We start from the raw sequence: 16,639 nt of genomic DNA, 5'->3' as shown, positions 1-16,639 counted from the left end.
GGCCATGACCTACGAAACCCTCGCCATCGAACGCCGCGGCGCGGTTGCGACGATCTGGATGGACCGCCCGGAGGTGTTCAACGCCTTCAACGAGCAGCTCATCGCCGAACTGGCCGCCGCCTGCGCCGCGCTCGACGCCGACGCCAGCGTGCGCGTGGTGGTGCTGGCCGGTCGCGGCAAGCACTTCTCGGCCGGCGCCGACCTCAACTGGATGCGCCGCGCCTCGGACAGCACCGAGGCCGAGAACCTCGCCGACTCGCGCAAGTTCGCCGCCATGCTGCGCGCCCTGTCCGGGCTGTCGAAGCCGACCATCGCCCGCGTGCAGGGTGCCGCGCTCGGCGGCGGGACCGGGCTCACCGCGGCCTGCGACATGGCGATCGCGGCGGACGACGCCAGCTTCGCGACCTCCGAGGTCAAGTTCGGGATCATTCCGGCGGTGATCAGCCCCTACGTGCTGCGCGCCATCGGCCCGCGCCATGCGCTGCGCTACTTCCAGAGCGCCGAGCGCTTCGGCGCCACCGAGGCGAGGGCGATCGGGCTGGTCAACGAGGTCGTGCCGGTGGCCGAGCTCGACGCCGCCGTCGATCGCCTGGTGCAGGCGCTGCTCGCCTGCGGCCCGCAGGCCCAGCTCGCCGCCAAGCAGCTGATCGCGGCCCTTGCCGGGCGCCCGATCGACGACGCGGTCAGCGAGGAAACCGCCATCCGCATCGCCCGCCAACGCGCGACCGCCGAGGCGCGCGAGGGCTTCGCGGCCTTCTTCGAGAAGCGCCCGCCGGCATGGATGGCATGAACACCCGTCGCGCCCCGCGCGCGGCGGACCTTTGAGGAGAGGGCGGGGTCACAGCCGTGCGCGCCCCGCGTTCCGTTCCGGTATCCCCCGGAGCGGTGTTTGCTAGGAGGAAACACATGTACACGCAGGCAATGGACATTCCGGACGAGTCCGGCAAGAAGCTCGCCGTCGTCGCGACGCAGAGCGAGCAGGAAGCCGCGTTCGAGGCCCGCATCGACGCCGACGGCCGCATCGAGCCACAGGACTGGATGCCGGAGGCGTACCGCAAGACCCTGGTGCGCCAGATCAGCCAGCACGCCCACAGCGAGATCGTCGGCATGCTGCCCGAAGGCAACTGGATCAGCCGCGCCCCCAGCCTCAAGCGCAAGGCGATCCTGATCGCCAAGGTGCAGGACGAGGGCGGCCACGGCCTCTACCTGTATTCGGCTGCCGAGACCCTGGGTACCGGCCGCGACGAGATGCTCGAGGGCCTGCATTCGGGCAAGGCCAAGTACAGCTCCATCTTCAACTACCCGACGCTCAACTGGGCCGACGTGGGCGTGATCGGCTGGCTGGTCGACGGCGCCGCGATCATGAACCAGATCCCGCTCTGCCGCTGCTCCTACGGCCCCTATGCGCGCGCCATGATCCGCGTGTGCAAGGAGGAGTCCTTCCACCAGCGCCAGGGCTACGAGGCCCTGCTGGTGATGATGAAGGGCACCGACGAGCAGCGTGCGATGGTGCAGGACGCGGTGAACCGCTACTGGTGGAAGTGCCTGGCCATGTTCGGGCCGCCGGATGCCGACAGCCCGCACAGTGCGCAGGGCATGCGCTGGGGCATCAAGCGCATCAGCAACGACGACCTGCGCCAGAAGTTCATCGACGCCACCGTGCCGCAGGCGAAGGTGCTGGGCGTGACGCTGCCCGACCCCGACCTGAAGTGGAACGAGGCGCGTGGCCACTACGACTACGGGCAGATCGACTGGGCGGAGTTCTGGAACACCGTCGAGGGCAACGGCCCGTGCAACAAGGAACGCCTGGCGACCCGCGTCAAGGCGCACAAGGATGGTCAGTGGGTGCGTGACGCAGCCCTGGCTTACGCTCGCAAGCAAAAAGAACGCGCAATCAAGGAGGCAGCATGAGCACCGCACCCGCACTGAAGGATTGGCCCCTCTGGGAAGTTTTCGTCCGCAGCAAGCAAGGCCTCGAGCACAAGCACTGTGGCAGCCTGCACGCCGCCGACGCGGCGCAGGCGCTGCACATGGCGCGCGACGTCTACACCCGCCGCCAGGAAGGCGTGAGCATCTGGGTGGTGCCGTCGTCGGCGATCACCGCCAGCAATCCGGATGACAAGGGTGAGCTGTTCGATCCCGCGGCCGACAAGATCTACCGCCATCCGACCTTCTACGAAATCCCGGAAGAAGTGGGGCACATGTAATGAGCACGCCGATCGACTACCTGCTGCACCTGGCCGACAACGCCGTCGTGCTCGGTCAGCGCAACGCCGAATGGTGCGGCCACGGCCCCATCCTCGAAGAGGATCTGGCGCTGGCCAACGTCAGCCTCGACCTCATCGGCCAGGCCCGCCTGCTGTACCAGCGCGCGGCCGAGCTGATGGGCGGCGACGCAACCGAGGACAAGCTCGCCTACTTCCGCGATGCGCACGAGTTCCGCAACTACACCCTGCTCGAGCTCCCGCATCACGGCCCGCTGGTCGGCTACGCCGCGGCAGACCGCGACTACGCGACGACCATCGTGCGCAACTTCCTCTACGCCACGCTGATGGTGCTGGTGTGGGACAAGCTGCAGCACTCGAAGGACGAGAGCCTGGCGGCGATCGCCTCCAAGTCGCTCAAGGAAGCCAGCTACCACCTGCACCACTCGCGTGACTGGCTGGTGCGCCTGGGCGACGGCACCGAGGAGTCGCACGCCCGCGTGCAGGCGGCGGTGAACCACCTGATGCCCTACACCGAGGAGTTCTGGACCACCAGCCCGGCCGAAGGCGCCGCGGTGGCGGCCGGGGTGGGCATCGACGTGTGGGCGCTGCGCCCGCAGTGGGACGAGATCGTGAACGAGGCGCTGGAAGAGGCGACGCTGACGCGGCCGAACTTCCACGGCTACGTCACCGAGGGCAAGGTCGGCCTGCATTCCGAGCACCTGGGTTATCTGCTCGGCGAGATGCAGGTGCTGGCCCGCGCGCATCCCAACGCGACCTGGTAAGGGCGGACGCCATGAGCAGCACCGTCGACAAGGTCTGGGCGACGCTGGAGCCGCTGACCGACCCCGAGATCCCGGTGGTGACCCTGCGCGAGCTGGGCATCCTGCGCGACGTGCGCGAGACCGCGGACGGCATCGAGGTCGTCATCACGCCGACCTACAGCGGCTGCCCGGCCATGGGCCAGATCGAGGACGACGTGCGCGCCACGCTGGAGCAGGCCGGCATCGCGGCGCGGGTGATCACCCAGCTCGCGCCGGCCTGGACCACCGACTGGATGAGCGAGGAGGCGAAGGAGAAGCTGCGCCAGTACGGCATCGCGCCGCCGCACGCCACGCCCAAGGACGTCAGCGTGGTGAAGTTCGTGCGACGCAGCGCGGAGCCGGTCGCCTGTCCCAAGTGCGGCTCCACGCATACCGTCGTCACCTCCCAGTTCGGTTCCACGGCCTGCAAGGCGCTGTACCGCTGCCTCGACTGCCAGGAACCCTTCGATTACTTCAAGCCCTTCTGAGGGCCGGAGCCAAAACGACATGTCAGCACCTCGTTTTCAAGAACTCTCCGTCAAGCGCGTGAGCCCCGAGGCGGCCGGCGCGGTGGCGATCACGTTCGACATCCCCGCCGCGGAGAAGGCGCGCTTCGCCTTCGAGCCGGGCCAGTTCCTCACCCTGCGCGCCACCATCGACGGCCAGGACGTGCGCCGCAACTACTCGATCAGCAGCCCGCGCAGCCGGCTGGCGACCGCGGGCGAACTCGAGATCGGCATCCGCCCGGTCGAAGGCGGCCTGTTCTCGAACTGGGCGGCGAAGTCGGTCAAGGCTGGCGACACCCTTCAGGTGATGCCGCCCGACGGTCGCTTCGTGGTCAAGAAGAAGCGCGCCATCCACCGCGTCGGCTTCGCCGCCGGCTCGGGCATCACGCCCATCCTGTCGATCGCCGCGACCACGCTGGAAGAGCAGCCCGAGTCGAAATTCACGCTGATCTACGGCAACCGCCGCATGTCCACCGTGATGTTCAACGAAGCGCTGCAGGACCTGAAGGACCGCTACCGCGACCGCCTGACCATGATCCACGTGCTGTCGCGCCAGGCGCAGGAAGTCGACCTGCTGCAGGGCCGCATCGACGGTGACAAGGTGCGCGAGATCATCAAGGCCTTGCTGCCGGTCGGCAGCATGGACGAGGTCTTCATCTGCGGTCCGGACGAGATGATCAGCGCCACCGAGGCCGCCCTGGTCGAGGCCGGCGTACCCGCCGACCGCATCCGCACCGAGCGCTTCACCGCCACGCTGCCACCGGGCGCCAAGCCGGTCGGCGCCTCCAGCACCGCCGAGGCGGTGGCCACCGCGGCCAAGGACATCACGATGACCCTGGTGCTCGACGGCAAGGAGCACGAGATCGCCATCGGTCCGGACGACCACCTGCTCGACGCCGCGCTCAACGCCGGCCTCGACCTGCCGTTCTCGTGCAAGGCCGGCGTGTGCTGCACCTGCCGCGCCAAGGTGCTCGACGGCGACGTGGTGATGGACAAGAACTTCACCCTGGAAGCGGCCGAGGTGGATCAGGGCTTCGTGCTCAGCTGTCAGGCGCGCTGCACCAGCAAGAGCCTGAAGCTGAGCTTCGACGAGCGCTGAGCGCGCCCGCCTACGGAGCTGGCCGTCCACGGCCACGATCGCAAGCGGCCGTTTCGACGGCCGCTTTTTATTCATGCTGCGCTCGCCGCGCGCGCTGATGAAGATCAACGAAGCGCGCCGGCCTCTGCGCCTAGACTGTGGCCCTCCCGCCCGCACGCCCATGATCGCCATGCTCAACGCCCACTATCTGAAGTCGCTGTTCGAGCCCGCCTCGGTCGCCGTGATCGGCGCCTCCGAGGAGGCGCATTCGGTCGGCCGCGTGATCTTCGGGAATCTCGTCGACGGTGGCTTCCGGGGCGGGCTGCACGCGGTCAACCCGAAGCACGATACGGTGTTCGGACGGCCCTGCCACCGCAGCGTGGACGAGATCGGGCGCCGCATCGACCTCGCCATCATCGCGACCCCGGTACGCACCCTGCATGCGCTCGTCGAGCAATGCGGCCGCGCCGGCGTGCGCAACGCGGTGATCGTCACCGCGCTCGACCCTGCCGACAGTGCGCTCCACGCCCGCCTGCTGGAGACCGCGCGCAGCGGCGGCGTGCGCCTGCTCGGCCCGGGCAGCCTCGGCCTCCTGCGTCCGGCCGATGGGCTCAACGCTGCGCTGACGCGGATTGCGGTGACGAGCGGCGAACTGGCGCTGGTGTCGCAGTCGGGCGCGATGTGCTCGGTGGTGCTCGACTGGGCGGCCACCCACCAGATCGGCTTCTCGTCGGTGATCTCGCTGAGCGCGGCGATGGACGTCGATTTCGGCGAGACGCTCGACTACCTGGTCCATGACGAGCGCACGCGCTACATCCTGCTGCATGTCGATCGCGTCCGGAACGCACGCCATTTCATGAGCGCGCTGCGCTCGGCGGCGCGCATCAAGCCGATCATCCTGCTCAAGCCCGGCCGCCACGAGCATGGGCACCGCGCCACGGTGGGCGAGGTCTCGCTCGCCGACACCGTGTTCGACGCCGCCATGCGGCGCGCGGGCGTGGTGCGCGTGCAGAACGTCGCCCAGCTGTTCTTCGCCGCTCGCGCGCTGGCCTCGGGGTTCCGGCCGCGCGTCGAGCAGCTTGCGATCGTCACCAATGGCGGTGGCCCGGGCGCGATCGCCGCCGACCGCGCGGGCGACCTCGGTGCGCCCCTGGTCGAGCTGTCCGGGCGCACCAAGGAGGCGCTCGCCGCGCTCCGCCTCGGCGGCGCGGCGGCGGCCAACCCGCTCGACCTCGGTGGCGACGCGTCGCCGCAGCGCTACCGCGACGCCCTCCGCGCGCTCGGCGAGGATCCGGCGATCGGCAATGTGCTGGTGATCCTGTCGCCGCACGCCCTGACCGACCCGGTGGAGATCGCGCAGGCCATCGTCGAGGTCTCGCGCGAGCTCAGGCTGGCCTTGTGCTGCTGCTGGATGGGTGGCGGGCAGGTCGCCGAGGGCCGGGCGCTGCTCGAACAGGCCGGCATCCCGGTGTTCCATGCGCCGGAGACCGCCGTCGAGCTCTTCCACAATGTCTCCAAGTTCTACCGCCACCAGGCCCTGCTGCTGCAGACCGCGGGGCAGTCCGCGCCCGCCGGGCGCAGCGGCGGCGGCGCGCGGCTGCTCGTGGAGGCGCTGCTCAACCAGCGCCGCACGGTGCTGTCGGCGATGGAGTCGAAGGCGCTGCTGCGCAGCTTCGGCGTGCCCGTCACCCAGACCCTGGTCGCGCGCGACGTCACCGAGGCGCTGTTCGTCGCCGAGCAGGTGGGCTTCCCGGTGGTGATGAAGGTGGATTCGCCCGACCTCACCCACAAGTCGGAGGCGGGCGGGGTGCGCCTCGACCTCAGCGCCACCGAGTCGGTGTGGAGCGCCTACAACGACATCGTCGCCAGCGTCCGCCTGCGCCATCCCGAGGCGCGCATCGCCGGCGTGTCGATCGAGCCCTACCTCGAGCGCCCGCACGCGCGCGAACTGCGCCTGGCGGTGTTCCGCGACCCGGTGTTCGGCCCGGTGATCAGCCTCGGCGCGGGGGGCGCCGCCGCCGGCCACGTGGGCGACCGCGCCCACGCGCTGCCGCCCCTGAACGGCGTGCTCGCGCGCGACCTCATCGACGCGGCCCAGGTGGCGCAGCTGCTCGACCGCTGCGCCGGCCTGCCGGCGGTCGATCGCGACGCGCTCGAGCGTGTGCTGCTCGCCGTCTCAGACCTCGCCTGCGAGCTGCCCTGGGTGAACGAGCTGGTGATCGACCCGCTGATCGCCGACGAACACGGCGCCATCGTCGCCGACGCCCGCGTGGTCATCGACCACGGGCTGCCGGCAGGCAGCGACCGCTATGCCCACATGGCGATCCATCCCTACCCGGGCCATCTCGTTCAGGACTGGAAGATGTCCGACGGGCGCAGCGTGCGCGTGCGTCCGGTGCGCCCGGAGGACGCCGGCAAGGTCCAGGCCTTCTTCGACCGCATGAGCCCGGAGACCCGCTATTACCGCTTCATGGAGGCGATCGAGGAACTGCCGGCGGGCCTCATCGCGCGTTTCACGCAGATCGACTACGACCGCGAGATGGCGCTGATCGCGCTCACCGGGACGGGCGACGACGAGGCCATGATCGGCAGCGCGCGCTACACGCTGGCGCCGGACGGCGAGTCGGTGGAGTTCGCGCTCGTGGTCGCCGACGACTGGCAGCGCTTCGGCCTCGGGCGCCGCCTCATGGGTGCGCTGATCGACTGCGCGCGCAGCAAGGGCTACCGCAGCATCGTCGGCGACGTGCTGGGCAACAACCCGAAGATGCTGCGCCTGATGCACAGCCTGGGGTTCTCGGTGCAGCCGCACCCGGAGGAGAACACCCTGCGCAGGGTGGCGAAGCCGCTGCACGGGTGACCGAGCGGCGAACCCGACGTCCCCGACCCACGGCCGCGTGCGGACTCGCATGCCGGCTGCGCTGCGAGTGTGTGCGCTCAGGCAGTCCGGTCTCCGCCGCCCCGATCGACGCGCGCGCGCCTTGGCTGGATCGTGTCCTAGAATGCAGGACCGACTTCACCCCCTTTCCAGGAGTCCGCCCGATGCGTCGCCCAATCGTCCATGCCGCCCTGCTGGGCGCCCTCGGCCTGTCCGCTCTTTCGATCCCTGCGGTGGCGCAGGCCCAGGGCACGGCGGCCGAGATCCTCGAGCGCGCGCGCGGTCAGGCGCGCGAGATCGAGGAGCTGCGCAAGGTCCTCAACGGTCCGGACCAGAACCTGCGACTCGCCACCTTCGACGCCATGGTCAAGAGCGGCGACGAGGCGCTGCGGCTGATTGCCTACGAGACCGGTCTCGTGAGCGCCGACAGCCTGCTGCGGGCGATGGCCTTCAAGGCCCTGCTGCTGAGCCAGAACAACCTCCACCTGACGCTGGCGCCCGATCCCTCTGCGCCGAAGGCGATCCAGGAGGCCTCCGCCGAGTATCTGGTCAAGAACGGCAGTGGGCTGGTGGTGCCGATCGACGGCCGCAATGCCGAGGCCGGGACCTTCAAGTCGGGTCATTGGCAGGGGCAGGTCAGTGGTACCGAGCTGGTGTTCAGCTACAGTTCGCGCATTGCCGGGACGATGAGCCTGCGCGACGACAACGCGATTGCCGGCGTGGTGCGTCTGGAATCGGGCCGTACCCAGTTCCTCGCCTCGGCCAAGCTGCGCTGAGCGGGGCGCGGTCGCTGCGCCCCGGTGCTACTGCACCAGGCCGATGCGGCCGAGACTGATGACGCCGCCGCCGCCCACCGTGGCGCTGAAGCTCAGCCGCAGGAGCCGGGTACGCAGCGGCGCGAGGGCGATCCGCGCGACGCCGTCGCGGTAGTCCAGCGGCATCGAGGTGATGGCGCGCCAGGCGCGCGCGTCACCGCTCGGGTTGATGAACAGCTCGACGTGGGCGGGCAGCTGGCCGGCGTCGGCGACGCCGCGACCGTCGAGCACCACGCCGCTGATCGTCACCAGGCCCTCGCCGGCCTGCAGGTCGATGGTCACCGGCCAGCGGGCGGGGATGCTCGCCCAGGCGGGCGCCTCGGCGCCGGCGGTGAGGTTGGCGGCACGATGCGCCTCGTCGATCGGCAGCGCACTCCATGCGAGCACGCGCGGGCCGCTGGCGGGCGCGGCCGGCAGGGCGCCGGAGCTTGCCGCTGCCGCCTGGTCGGGCGACTCGGCCACGACCGCCGCCGCGGGGCTCAGCAGGTGGGCGTCCACCTTCGACATCAGCGTGTCGATGCGGGCCACGGTGCCGATGCCCGAGCGCGCATTGACGGACAGCAGCATGCCGACGCTGACGCCGTCTATGAGCAGCAGGCTGCCGCTGAGGCCCTTGCGGATCGGGTTGCCCTGGTGGGTGGGCTGTACGCGCAGGGTGCCGCGACCGTCGTCATCGACGATGGTGACACCGAGCTGGGCCACCGTGCCGTCGCCGTTGATCGAGCGCAGCGTGCCCAGGCGGCCCTGCTGCAGCAGGCGCTCGACGGCGCGCCGGACGCTGAGCGCGCTCGCCCCGCAGTCGTTGCCGATGGCGCCGTCCACCCGGGCGAGGCTGAGATCGTCGCCGAGGTCGGCGTGGTCCACGGTTTCGCCGAGCAAGCCTTGCGTGCCCTCGCGGCGCAAGGCCGGACGCCCGGCTTCGCTCACGACATGGGTCGGCAGGATGGCGTAGCACCGGCCGCCATGGTGGGCGAGAAAGGCCTGCCCGATCTCGAGTGCATTGGCGTCCTGCGTCGTCACCACCGCCTGCTGCGCGGCGACCGGGGCGACGCAGGGCAGCAGGGCGAACAGTGCGAATGCGCGGAGCCTGGTGCGCGAGCGGGGAGCGCTCATCGTTCATCCTCCTGGGGTCGCGGTGTGCCGGCGCGCCATTCACGACATAGCGCGCGCCAGGCCTCGGCCGGCGACGTCGCTAGTTCGCGGCAGCCAGCGATGCCCCCGAGCACGGTGATCAGCGCGGCGAGGACCGCCGACCACATCATCAGCAGGCGGTCGTGCAGGATGCCGACCCACCATCCCGGCTTGAACTCGTAGCCGCTGTCGCCAAAGCGTTCGATGCGGATGCTCTCGGCGCGCCCGAACGCGACCACACCCAGGCTTGCCGGTGCGTCGCCGCCGCCCAGCCGATCGAAGCGAACGAAGCCCTTGGGGTGAAAGACGCCGTCCCCGCCATGGCGCTCGAGGCGGACCTGGTCGCCGGGCATCAGCGCGACCTCCTCGACCTGCGAGCGCTTTGCCAGCGATTCCTCCGAGGCCGTGAATACCGTCAGCGTTCCCTCGCGCAACATGCTCGAGTCGGACCAGGTCACGTCGCGACCGACCCGCACGCGTTCCCCGGTGAAGGGGAAGACGAGGTCGCGCGGCCGGGCCTCGCCCGCCCAGATCAGGTTGAGGCCGGGGGGCAGGGCGAGCGCCTGCCCGGATACCGCCAGGCGCAGCGGACCCGGTCCGCGGATCGACATCTGCAGGCCGCCATCGCCGCGCGTCTCGAGCCCGACCTGGAGTGCCGCAGGCTCTGCACCCGGCGTCGCGGCGCCATCCGCCGAGATGCCGGGACCACCCAGCACCAGCACATGCTCCGCGTTCTCGCCGCTAGGCAAGGCGTGCGCGAACCAGCGCCGGCCGCCGCAAGGCGAGGACGCTTCCCGCGGCAGCAGCGCGAGTGGCGCCGGCAATGCCTCGGTGGCGCAGACGATGGCGCCTTCGATGCGCCACTGCGTCTCGCGCCCGGCGGCGAGCTCGATGTCGGCTGCCTCGGTCTGCGCGCCGATGCTGAAATACCAGCTCGGCGGTGTGTGCAGGTTGAGCGCGAGCAGCACGACGACGACGCCCACGAGCAGCCAGATCGCGAGTACGCCTGCCCCCAGCGCCAGCTTCCACAGGAAGCTCGCGCCTGCGCCGCAGCGATGCAGCGCCCTGGGTGTCGAGCGGCGGGGTGGCTTGTCGCCCGCCCGTGGTGGCCCGGTCATCAGTCCTGAGGCTGCAGTACGAGGGTCAGCGTCACGGCGGGCATCTCGCGGCCGTAGCGTTCGCGCTCGATGCCGACCTCGACCCGCTCGGCACCGTCCTTGGGCCACGGGATGTCGCACCAGTGATCGAAGCTGGTGCGCCGGCCCTCGGCAATCGGCGAGCAGCTCCCTTCCAGGCCGTGCGCCGCGCTGCGGTAGAAGACGTCGGTGGCACCGAAGGAATTGACGAACACGCGGATCGCCGCAGGCGCCGGGCCGCTCGCTGCACCCAGCACGTAATAGAGGTTGGTGCCGTGCTCGCAACTGCCAGCGCTCGCGCGCATGGCGAGGTCGCTGGCTGCATAGCCGTCGAGGCGGTCGCGCAGATTCGAGCGGTAAGGCAGGCGCACCGCCTGGCCGGCGCCGGCTTCAGGCAACCTGAAGGTGTTGCGCGAGTAATAGACGCCATCTCGCGACAGCATCGTCAGGCACACCTGCGCGTCGCCGGCCGCGTGCTGCAGGAGCAGGCTGCCGACCGACTTGCCGCCCTGCACCGCCGTGCTGGTCACGCCGACCACCACCGAGCCGCTGACCGCGACATCGACCTGCTCGGTCTCGAAGAAGGCGCCCACGAGTTCGGCCTCGAGCGGCGGCGCCGCCACTGTCCCGCCTGTCATTGCCGCGAGCAGCGAGCCCGCCAGCAGATGCCTGGTCATCATCGTCCTTCTCCATGTCGAACGCGGCTGCCGAGCAGGATGGAGCCTGTTGCCAAGGTATGAAGAGCGAGGCCAAAACGCAAGCCTGCGTGCAGCGGCCCAGGCAATGCGCAAACCGGGGGTAAGGACCTGCGGACGCGGTAAAGCAAAAAGGCCAGTTCGTGAGAACTGGCCTAAGTGCTTGAGTTTATTGGTGGGGGCACTAGGACTCGAACCTAGGACCAATTGATTAAGAGTCAATAAATATAAAGATTCAGGTGTTCCGATACTGTCCATATTGTTCCGGTTCGTGAGAAATAACACGCAATAAAACAGATAGTTAGTAATATCCTTCTTCCGAGGTGTTCCGGATTGTTCCGATGTAAGCCAGCGCCGAACGGCAACCAAACGGCAACCGGAATAATGCGATTGGCAAGTAATCGGAGGAAGTATGGGACTCAAGGTCAAGGAGCTGCAGGCGGCGAAATCCGGGGAGTGGCTGTCGGATGGGCCGGCAGGATCGGGGCGTGGTGCTGGGGTATTGCTCTTCCGTCGCACGTCGTCAGGTGCGGTTATCGCCTACTTCCGATACACGCTGCCTGACGGACGTCGCGACTCCCTTCCGATTGGACAATACGACGAGTCCGGGCGTCATGGCCTGACGCTGGCTGCAGCCCGCAGCAAGGCTGGCGAGCTCTCGATGGTGTACCAGTCCGGGATCCGTGACATCCGGGAGCACCTTCAGTCTGAAGAGGAGGCTAGACAGGTGGCCGCGCAGTCTGAGCGGGAAGACCGACAGCAGGCGCAGCAGCGGGCTGAAGAACGCGCGCGTCATACTCTCAGGGCGCTCTGCGATGCTTACGTTGCGCTTCTTGAGCGCGGGGGGAAGCGAAGTAGCGCGTCTGCCGCACGCTCGGTCTTCAAGTGTCACGTCTTCCCCCATGCGGACGTCGCCGATAGGCCGGCGCGAGACTTAAATGCCCGACAGATCGCGACGGTCATTCGTCAGGTCCGAGAGCGCGGCAACGAGCGCACCGCCGGTTTGCTGCGGAGCTATCTCGGAGCGGCATATAGCGCGGCAAAAAAGTCACCGTTCGATGCAAAGCTACCAAGCGAGCTCGTCGGCTTTGAGATTGAGCACAATCCGGTGACCGACATTCCCGCCATTCCTGTCCGGACACGCGCCCGGACCCTGTCCGCGCATGAGCTGCGGGCTTACCTCGGGCATCTGCGCCGTGTTGGCCGATCGGATTTGCTGGGGTCTGAGAACGTCGACTACGCACTAATTGTTGCCCTCCTTGCCGGCGGGCAACGAATCGCCCAGCTCCTGCGGGCAAGAGTCAAGGATTTCGATCCCGAAACCTCCACGCTCTCGCTACTTGACGGGAAGGGGCGGCGCCCCACAGCCCGCGAGCATCTTCTTCCTCTTGGGCCACGGGCGTCGTCGATTGTTGCGCATCTGGCAGCGCGTGCCGTAAAGAGGGAGTTCGCTCGTGCGAGAACGGAGGAACGACAGCCCGATACGGCCAATTGTCCGATCTTCTCGTCCGGCGGGCGCGTCGCGCTTGCGGAGACGACGGTCAGCAAGCGAATCACAGAAATCAGCGACTGTTTGGGCGGTGAGCCATTCGATGTGCGCGATGTACGCCGCACCGTTGAGACGATGATGGCGGCGATGCGTGTAAGCGCCGACTACCGTGCTCAGGTCCTTTCGCATGGTATTAGTGGCGTGCAAGCGAAGCACTACGATAGGCACGACTATTTCGATGAGAAACAAGCTGTCCTCGCCGTATGGGAGGCAAGGTTGAGTGCTATTGAATCAGGATCGAAGATCGAGGCCGGCACTCAGTTTGGCAGGCGGGAGAGAAGCTTCAGGGTTGATCAATTCTTGGAAATCCTCAGCTGATCAGAATAATCTAAAAATTACGCTCTGCATGCAGAGTGTAATTCTTGCAGTTTGACTGACTGCGATACGTGCTGACGGGGTTAATTCCGGGTCCTATTTTTTGTAATGTACCTACCATGCGCTTCGAGAATCCTCGATGCAATTCATTAACGAACTTCGCATGGGTACTGAAATGGGCGAGCCAATATCAATTCTACGTCGTAAACAGGTAGAGTCGCGAACAGGGCTGTCACGGTCGACGATTTACGAAAGGATAAAAAGGGGCTCGTTTCCAACCCCAATATCACTGGGGGCCAAGGCTGTTGGTTGGATCGAGGCCGAGGTGGATACGTGGCTTTCGGAGCAAGTTTCCATAAGTCGAGTAGCTCGTGAGGACAGCCGGGCTCGGGGGGAAAGATGAGTGCCATGGGATCTGCGGCATGCCCTGCTTGCAGCTAAGGCGGTGGGTGCGATACGTCACATCCTAATGGGGCCGTTGTCGATAGAATGCTGCTCAATCGTTTCCTTGAGCCAGCTGCACCGCAGGTGTCACGTTCTTGCAGCGGCGGCTCTAAATATTTCCAAGGTCTTGAAATATGCCGATCCTCCCCTCGAGAGATCACTTCTACGTGATGTCCAAAGCGTTCGTTGCGGCTGAGTCGCAGCGATTGGCTGAGGTTGTGAAGGCAATGCTTGCCGAGCATTACCCGGGAGAGTCGCTCGAGTTGAAGGCAAGCGACCATGACGGTCCGCAATCTGATACTGATCGCCCTGGGCCACCAATGCTGCGCCTCGCATACCATGGGCTGATTTCTGACGATCTGCAGTTCAGGGATGACGGTAATGACTTTGCGCGACTGCAGGGCCTTTATCAGTTCAGTGTCGTTGTTCACATGATGCTGGTGAAAGAGGATCGAGATGCACAGTCGATCTCGGAACTCCTCAGTCGCCATGGGCAAAAGGCAGCCCATGCCCGCCATGCTGAAAACCGCGAAATCGCAGACAGTATCAAGGCTTGGTATCGAAAGCACCACACGGAGTACCGAAGCATGGATGCAGCTGCGGAAGCAGTGATTAAGCTCCTGTCACTGACCGCCACAATAGAGCCACCGATGATCGGCATATAGAAGCCACTCGAACCGGGCTCTGACGGACGTCGTTGGGGGGTCAAGAATCGATGTTTTTCGGGGTGCTGGCAAGGGCGCTTTTCGCCCGATTCGGACCCTGTCGCGGGGCACGGTAAGAGGCCCCGTCGAGGGTGAGGCAGTAGGCGTTGTGGCGCAGGCGGTCGACGGTGGCCGAGGCCAGCAGCCGGTTGCCGGGGAAGGCCTGGTCCCACTCGGTGAAGTCGAGGTTGCTGGTGACGATGGTGGCAGCGCGCTCGTAGCGCTCGGCGATGAGGTCGTGCAGATCCTCGTCGGCGGGGGCGCGAAGGGGTTTGAGGCCGAAGTCGTCGATGATCAGCACCGGCACGCGCGCCAGTTGCTGCAGCTTGCGCTCAAAGGTGCCGACCGCGCGGGCGGCGTTCAGACTGGCGAGCAACTGCGCGCAGGAGGCGAAGATGACGTCGTGCCCCTGACGCACGGCGCAGTGCCCGAGCGCCTGCGCGAGATGGCTTTTCCCGGTGCCGCAAGGACCGACGATCAGCACCGGGGCGCGCTCGTCGATGTAGCGCCCGGTGGCGAGATCATGGACCAGGGCGCGGTTGGTCGAGGGCAGGCGGTCGAACTCGAAGCCTTCGAGCGTCTTGCTGGCGCGGAAGGCCGCGCGGCGCAGCCGGGTGCCGAACTTCTTCTGCTCGCGCCGCGCGATCTCGTCCTGGATCAGCAGGGCGAGAAACTCCGTGTAGGCGAGCTTGGCGTCGATGGCCTGGCGGTTGCGGGCGTCGAGCGAGTCGAGGATGCCGGAGAGGCGCAACTGCTTGAGCTGCGGCGCCAGTTCGGTGGCAGGGTTCATGGTGAGGCTCCTTGGGTGAAGTGGGCGCGCGCTGCGCCCGGGTCAGTGAAACGTGGGGCCGTCGTCTTCGAACAGCGACGCGGTGGCGCGCGCGAAGCGGGCACGGCCGGCATAGGGCTCGGGGGTGATCGTGCTCACCGGCACGAGGTCGTGACCGCCGGCAAGGATGGTCTTGACGGTGCGGTAGTGCGGGCTGTCGTGGGCGATGGCCCGCTCACAGGCCGCCTCGAGGCGTGCGGCGCCGTACTGGGCCTTGAGCGCGAGAACGCCCTGGGCGGCCCGCAGGCGCTCGCTGATGCGGTCTGAGAGCAGTTGCCCGATCAGCTGCGCGCACGCGTCTCCGATCTCGCGGGCCTGCTGCAGACACCAGCTGCGGTCGTGCGCGAAGAAGCGCTGGGCGGCCGGTGGCAGATGATCGGAGACGGTGCGACGCTCGCCGGGACGTCGTGCGCGGGCATGCGTGGCGACGGGCTTGAAGTCGTGATAGACGGTGACCACGGCGTCGGTGGCCCGCAACCACAGCGCCTTGCCCACCAGCGCGAACGGCACCGAGTACAGCGCACGCTCGAAGCTGACGTGGCAGTCGCGATGCACCGTCACCGCGTGCCAGGTGCCCAGGTCCGGCGGCACTTCGGGCAGCGGCAGCAGGGTGCTGCGCTCGAGGGCGAAGGTGTCGAGCGGGCGCACGCGGGTGGTGCCGTGAATGCGCAGCCCGGCTTCCTTCAGCACCCACTCGCGCACCTGGGCATTCAGATCGGCCAGATCGCGGAAGCTGCGCGTGGGCAGGAAGTTGCCCTTCACGTATTTGACGCCGGCCTCGACGATGCCCTTCTTCTGCGGGTCGTGCGGCGGGCAGGCGTCGATCCGGAAGCCGTAGCCCTCGGCGCACTCGGCGTAGGCGCGCTGCACCTGCGGGTCGTGCATGCACGCGCGGGTGATCGCGCACTTGGCGTTATCGATGATGAGCCGCGCCGGCACGGCGCCGAACCACTCGAAGGCGCGGCGGTGGCAGCCCAGCCAGGTGCGCACGCTCTGGTCCCAGACGAACTCCACGTACTGGTGACGCGAGAAACAGAGCGTCATCACGAACGCTCAGGTGCGGCGGATCTCACCCGTCGCCGGATCGACCAGCTGGGGGCCGGCGCCGAAGTCCACCTGCGCGGCCTCGCCCGGCGCGAAGGTGAGCCGCACCGTCGTCTCGGGCGGCTGCTCGCGGCCGATCTGCGCGATCAGCCGGCGCACGCTCGAGTAGTGCCCGCTGAACCCATGCTCACGCTTGAGCGTGGTGTGGATCACCACGCCGGAGACGCCCTGCGCGAGCCACCGCTCGACCAGCGGCCGGTACGCGGCAATCGAGGACTGGGCCGTCACCGGCAACTTCGGCTGCCCAAGCGCGGCAGCGATCTCGGCGTCCTCGGGCAAGGGCCGCTCGGGATCGAGCCAACCCTGGGCGCGAGCCAGCTCGCGGAACCGGGCCGCCTTGCTGCGCCCCATCAGTTTCGAGCGCGCGATCTCGCGCTCGGAGTCGCCCTGGCGCATGCGCATCAGGGCCTGGCGGTACTCGTACATCTCGATGCTCCTGCGGGCCACCGCC

General features: G+C 67.8%; 16 protein-coding genes. 10 read left to right on the top strand and 6 right to left on the bottom strand.

All coding sequences use genetic code 11. The annotated features are described in order from the left end of the window. Nucleotides 1–4: 4 nt before the first annotated feature. From AAG895_RS18010 to AAG895_RS17975, 8 genes are all read left to right on the top strand, one after another. On the top strand, nt 5–790 hold the full coding sequence (locus AAG895_RS18010) for an enoyl-CoA hydratase/isomerase family protein (protein ID WP_345793344.1): 786 nt from the start codon (nt 5–7) through the stop codon (nt 788–790). 116 nt (nt 791–906) lie between these two features. Then, nucleotides 907–1,911 (top strand): 1,2-phenylacetyl-CoA epoxidase subunit PaaA, encoded by a 1,005-nt coding sequence (gene paaA / locus AAG895_RS18005; protein ID WP_345793343.1) that lies wholly within the window; start codon nt 907–909, stop codon nt 1,909–1,911. Next, entirely contained in the window at nt 1,908–2,207 is a 300-nt protein-coding gene (gene paaB, locus AAG895_RS18000; RefSeq protein WP_345793342.1) for a 1,2-phenylacetyl-CoA epoxidase subunit PaaB, read from the top strand. The genes paaA and paaB overlap by 4 nt, the downstream gene beginning before the upstream one ends. Next, a complete protein-coding gene (paaC, locus tag AAG895_RS17995; RefSeq protein WP_345793341.1) occupies nt 2,207–2,989 on the top strand; it encodes a 1,2-phenylacetyl-CoA epoxidase subunit PaaC in 783 nt (260 codons plus the stop codon). The genes paaB and paaC overlap by 1 nt, the downstream gene beginning before the upstream one ends. Before the next feature lie 11 nt (nt 2,990–3,000). Next, nucleotides 3,001–3,495, top strand: a complete 495-nt coding sequence (gene paaD / locus AAG895_RS17990) for a 1,2-phenylacetyl-CoA epoxidase subunit PaaD (protein WP_345793340.1) — start codon at nt 3,001–3,003, stop codon at nt 3,493–3,495. Nucleotides 3,496–3,514: 19 nt separating this feature from the next. Then, nucleotides 3,515–4,612, top strand: coding sequence for a 2Fe-2S iron-sulfur cluster-binding protein (locus AAG895_RS17985; RefSeq protein ID WP_345793339.1), 1,098 nt, complete (start codon nt 3,515–3,517; stop codon nt 4,610–4,612). A gap of 169 nt (nt 4,613–4,781) precedes the next feature. Continuing rightward, nucleotides 4,782–7,448 (top strand): GNAT family N-acetyltransferase, encoded by a 2,667-nt coding sequence (locus AAG895_RS17980; RefSeq protein WP_345795333.1) that lies wholly within the window; start codon nt 4,782–4,784, stop codon nt 7,446–7,448. 182 nt (nt 7,449–7,630) lie between these two features. Next, nucleotides 7,631–8,242: a hypothetical protein gene (locus AAG895_RS17975; RefSeq protein ID WP_345793338.1), complete on the top strand. Its 612-nt coding sequence runs from the start codon at nt 7,631–7,633 to the stop codon at nt 8,240–8,242. A 27-nt stretch (nt 8,243–8,269) separates the two neighbouring features. Here AAG895_RS17975 and AAG895_RS17970 read toward each other — a convergent pair whose 3' ends face one another. From AAG895_RS17970 to AAG895_RS17960, 3 genes are read right to left on the bottom strand one after another with little or no spacing between them, the layout of a single operon-like run. Continuing rightward, on the bottom strand, nt 8,270–9,394 hold the full coding sequence (locus tag AAG895_RS17970; RefSeq protein WP_345793337.1) for a hypothetical protein: 1,125 nt from the start codon (nt 9,392–9,394) through the stop codon (nt 8,270–8,272). Then, the gene (locus AAG895_RS17965) at nt 9,391–10,530 is read right to left on the bottom strand and encodes a hypothetical protein (protein WP_345793336.1); all 1,140 of its coding nucleotides are present in this window, start codon (nt 10,528–10,530) and stop codon (nt 9,391–9,393) included. The genes AAG895_RS17970 and AAG895_RS17965 overlap by 4 nt, the downstream gene beginning before the upstream one ends. Next, nucleotides 10,530–11,228: a hypothetical protein gene (locus AAG895_RS17960; RefSeq protein WP_345793335.1), complete on the bottom strand. Its 699-nt coding sequence runs from the start codon at nt 11,226–11,228 to the stop codon at nt 10,530–10,532. Before AAG895_RS17960 ends, AAG895_RS17965 begins: the two co-directional genes overlap by 1 nt. Before the next feature lie 427 nt (nt 11,229–11,655). On the opposite strand from AAG895_RS17960, the gene AAG895_RS17955 reads away from it, so the two are divergent. After that, nucleotides 11,656–13,110, top strand: coding sequence for an integrase (locus tag AAG895_RS17955; protein ID WP_345793334.1), 1,455 nt, complete (start codon nt 11,656–11,658; stop codon nt 13,108–13,110). Nucleotides 13,111–13,685: 575 nt separating this feature from the next. Continuing rightward, the gene (locus AAG895_RS17950; RefSeq protein WP_345793333.1) at nt 13,686–14,216 is read left to right on the top strand and encodes a hypothetical protein; all 531 of its coding nucleotides are present in this window, start codon (nt 13,686–13,688) and stop codon (nt 14,214–14,216) included. A 40-nt stretch (nt 14,217–14,256) separates the two neighbouring features. On the opposite strand, the gene istB is transcribed toward AAG895_RS17950, so the two are convergent. From istB to AAG895_RS17935, 3 genes are read right to left on the bottom strand one after another with little or no spacing between them, the layout of a single operon-like run. Beyond that, a complete protein-coding gene (gene istB, locus AAG895_RS17945; RefSeq protein ID WP_345793332.1) occupies nt 14,257–15,045 on the bottom strand; it encodes an IS21-like element helper ATPase IstB in 789 nt (262 codons plus the stop codon). Between the two features lie 42 nt (nt 15,046–15,087). Next, complete coding sequence (istA, locus tag AAG895_RS17940; protein ID WP_345795332.1) at nt 15,088–16,128, bottom strand: IS21 family transposase; 1,041 nt, start codon at nt 16,126–16,128, stop codon at nt 15,088–15,090. Between the two features lie 9 nt (nt 16,129–16,137). Further along, a complete protein-coding gene (locus AAG895_RS17935; protein WP_345793331.1) occupies nt 16,138–16,635 on the bottom strand; it encodes a hypothetical protein in 498 nt (165 codons plus the stop codon). Nucleotides 16,636–16,639 lie beyond the last annotated feature (4 nt).

The organism is Thauera sp. JM12B12 (assembly GCF_039614725.1).
Lineage (GTDB): Bacteria > Pseudomonadota > Gammaproteobacteria > Burkholderiales > Rhodocyclaceae > Thauera.
The sequence above is the reverse complement of the archived record's forward strand: the minus strand, read 5'-3'. Positions and strand labels throughout refer to the sequence as shown.

What these genes read in the sequence shown, in the direction of transcription:
- AAG895_RS18010 (WP_345793344.1), top strand. Translation starts at nt 5, where the DNA reads ATGACCTACGAAACCCTCGCCATCGAACGCCGCGGCGCGGTTGCGACG.
- paaA (WP_345793343.1), top strand. Translation starts at nt 907, where the DNA reads ATGTACACGCAGGCAATGGACATTCCGGACGAGTCCGGCAAGAAGCTC.
- paaB (WP_345793342.1), top strand. Translation starts at nt 1,908, where the DNA reads ATGAGCACCGCACCCGCACTGAAGGATTGGCCCCTCTGGGAAGTTTTC.
- paaC (WP_345793341.1), top strand. Translation starts at nt 2,207, where the DNA reads ATGAGCACGCCGATCGACTACCTGCTGCACCTGGCCGACAACGCCGTC.
- paaD (WP_345793340.1), top strand. Translation starts at nt 3,001, where the DNA reads ATGAGCAGCACCGTCGACAAGGTCTGGGCGACGCTGGAGCCGCTGACC.
- AAG895_RS17985 (WP_345793339.1), top strand. Translation starts at nt 3,515, where the DNA reads ATGTCAGCACCTCGTTTTCAAGAACTCTCCGTCAAGCGCGTGAGCCCC.
- AAG895_RS17980 (WP_345795333.1), top strand. Translation starts at nt 4,782, where the DNA reads ATGCTCAACGCCCACTATCTGAAGTCGCTGTTCGAGCCCGCCTCGGTC.
- AAG895_RS17975 (WP_345793338.1), top strand. Translation starts at nt 7,631, where the DNA reads ATGCGTCGCCCAATCGTCCATGCCGCCCTGCTGGGCGCCCTCGGCCTG.
- AAG895_RS17970 (WP_345793337.1), bottom strand. Translation starts at nt 9,394, where the DNA reads ATGAGCGCTCCCCGCTCGCGCACCAGGCTCCGCGCATTCGCACTGTTC.
- AAG895_RS17965 (WP_345793336.1), bottom strand. Translation starts at nt 10,530, where the DNA reads ATGACCGGGCCACCACGGGCGGGCGACAAGCCACCCCGCCGCTCGACA.
- AAG895_RS17960 (WP_345793335.1), bottom strand. Translation starts at nt 11,228, where the DNA reads ATGATGACCAGGCATCTGCTGGCGGGCTCGCTGCTCGCGGCAATGACA.
- AAG895_RS17955 (WP_345793334.1), top strand. Translation starts at nt 11,656, where the DNA reads ATGGGACTCAAGGTCAAGGAGCTGCAGGCGGCGAAATCCGGGGAGTGG.
- AAG895_RS17950 (WP_345793333.1), top strand. Translation starts at nt 13,686, where the DNA reads ATGCCGATCCTCCCCTCGAGAGATCACTTCTACGTGATGTCCAAAGCG.
- istB (WP_345793332.1), bottom strand. Translation starts at nt 15,045, where the DNA reads ATGAACCCTGCCACCGAACTGGCGCCGCAGCTCAAGCAGTTGCGCCTC.
- istA (WP_345795332.1), bottom strand. Translation starts at nt 16,128, where the DNA reads ATGACGCTCTGTTTCTCGCGTCACCAGTACGTGGAGTTCGTCTGGGAC.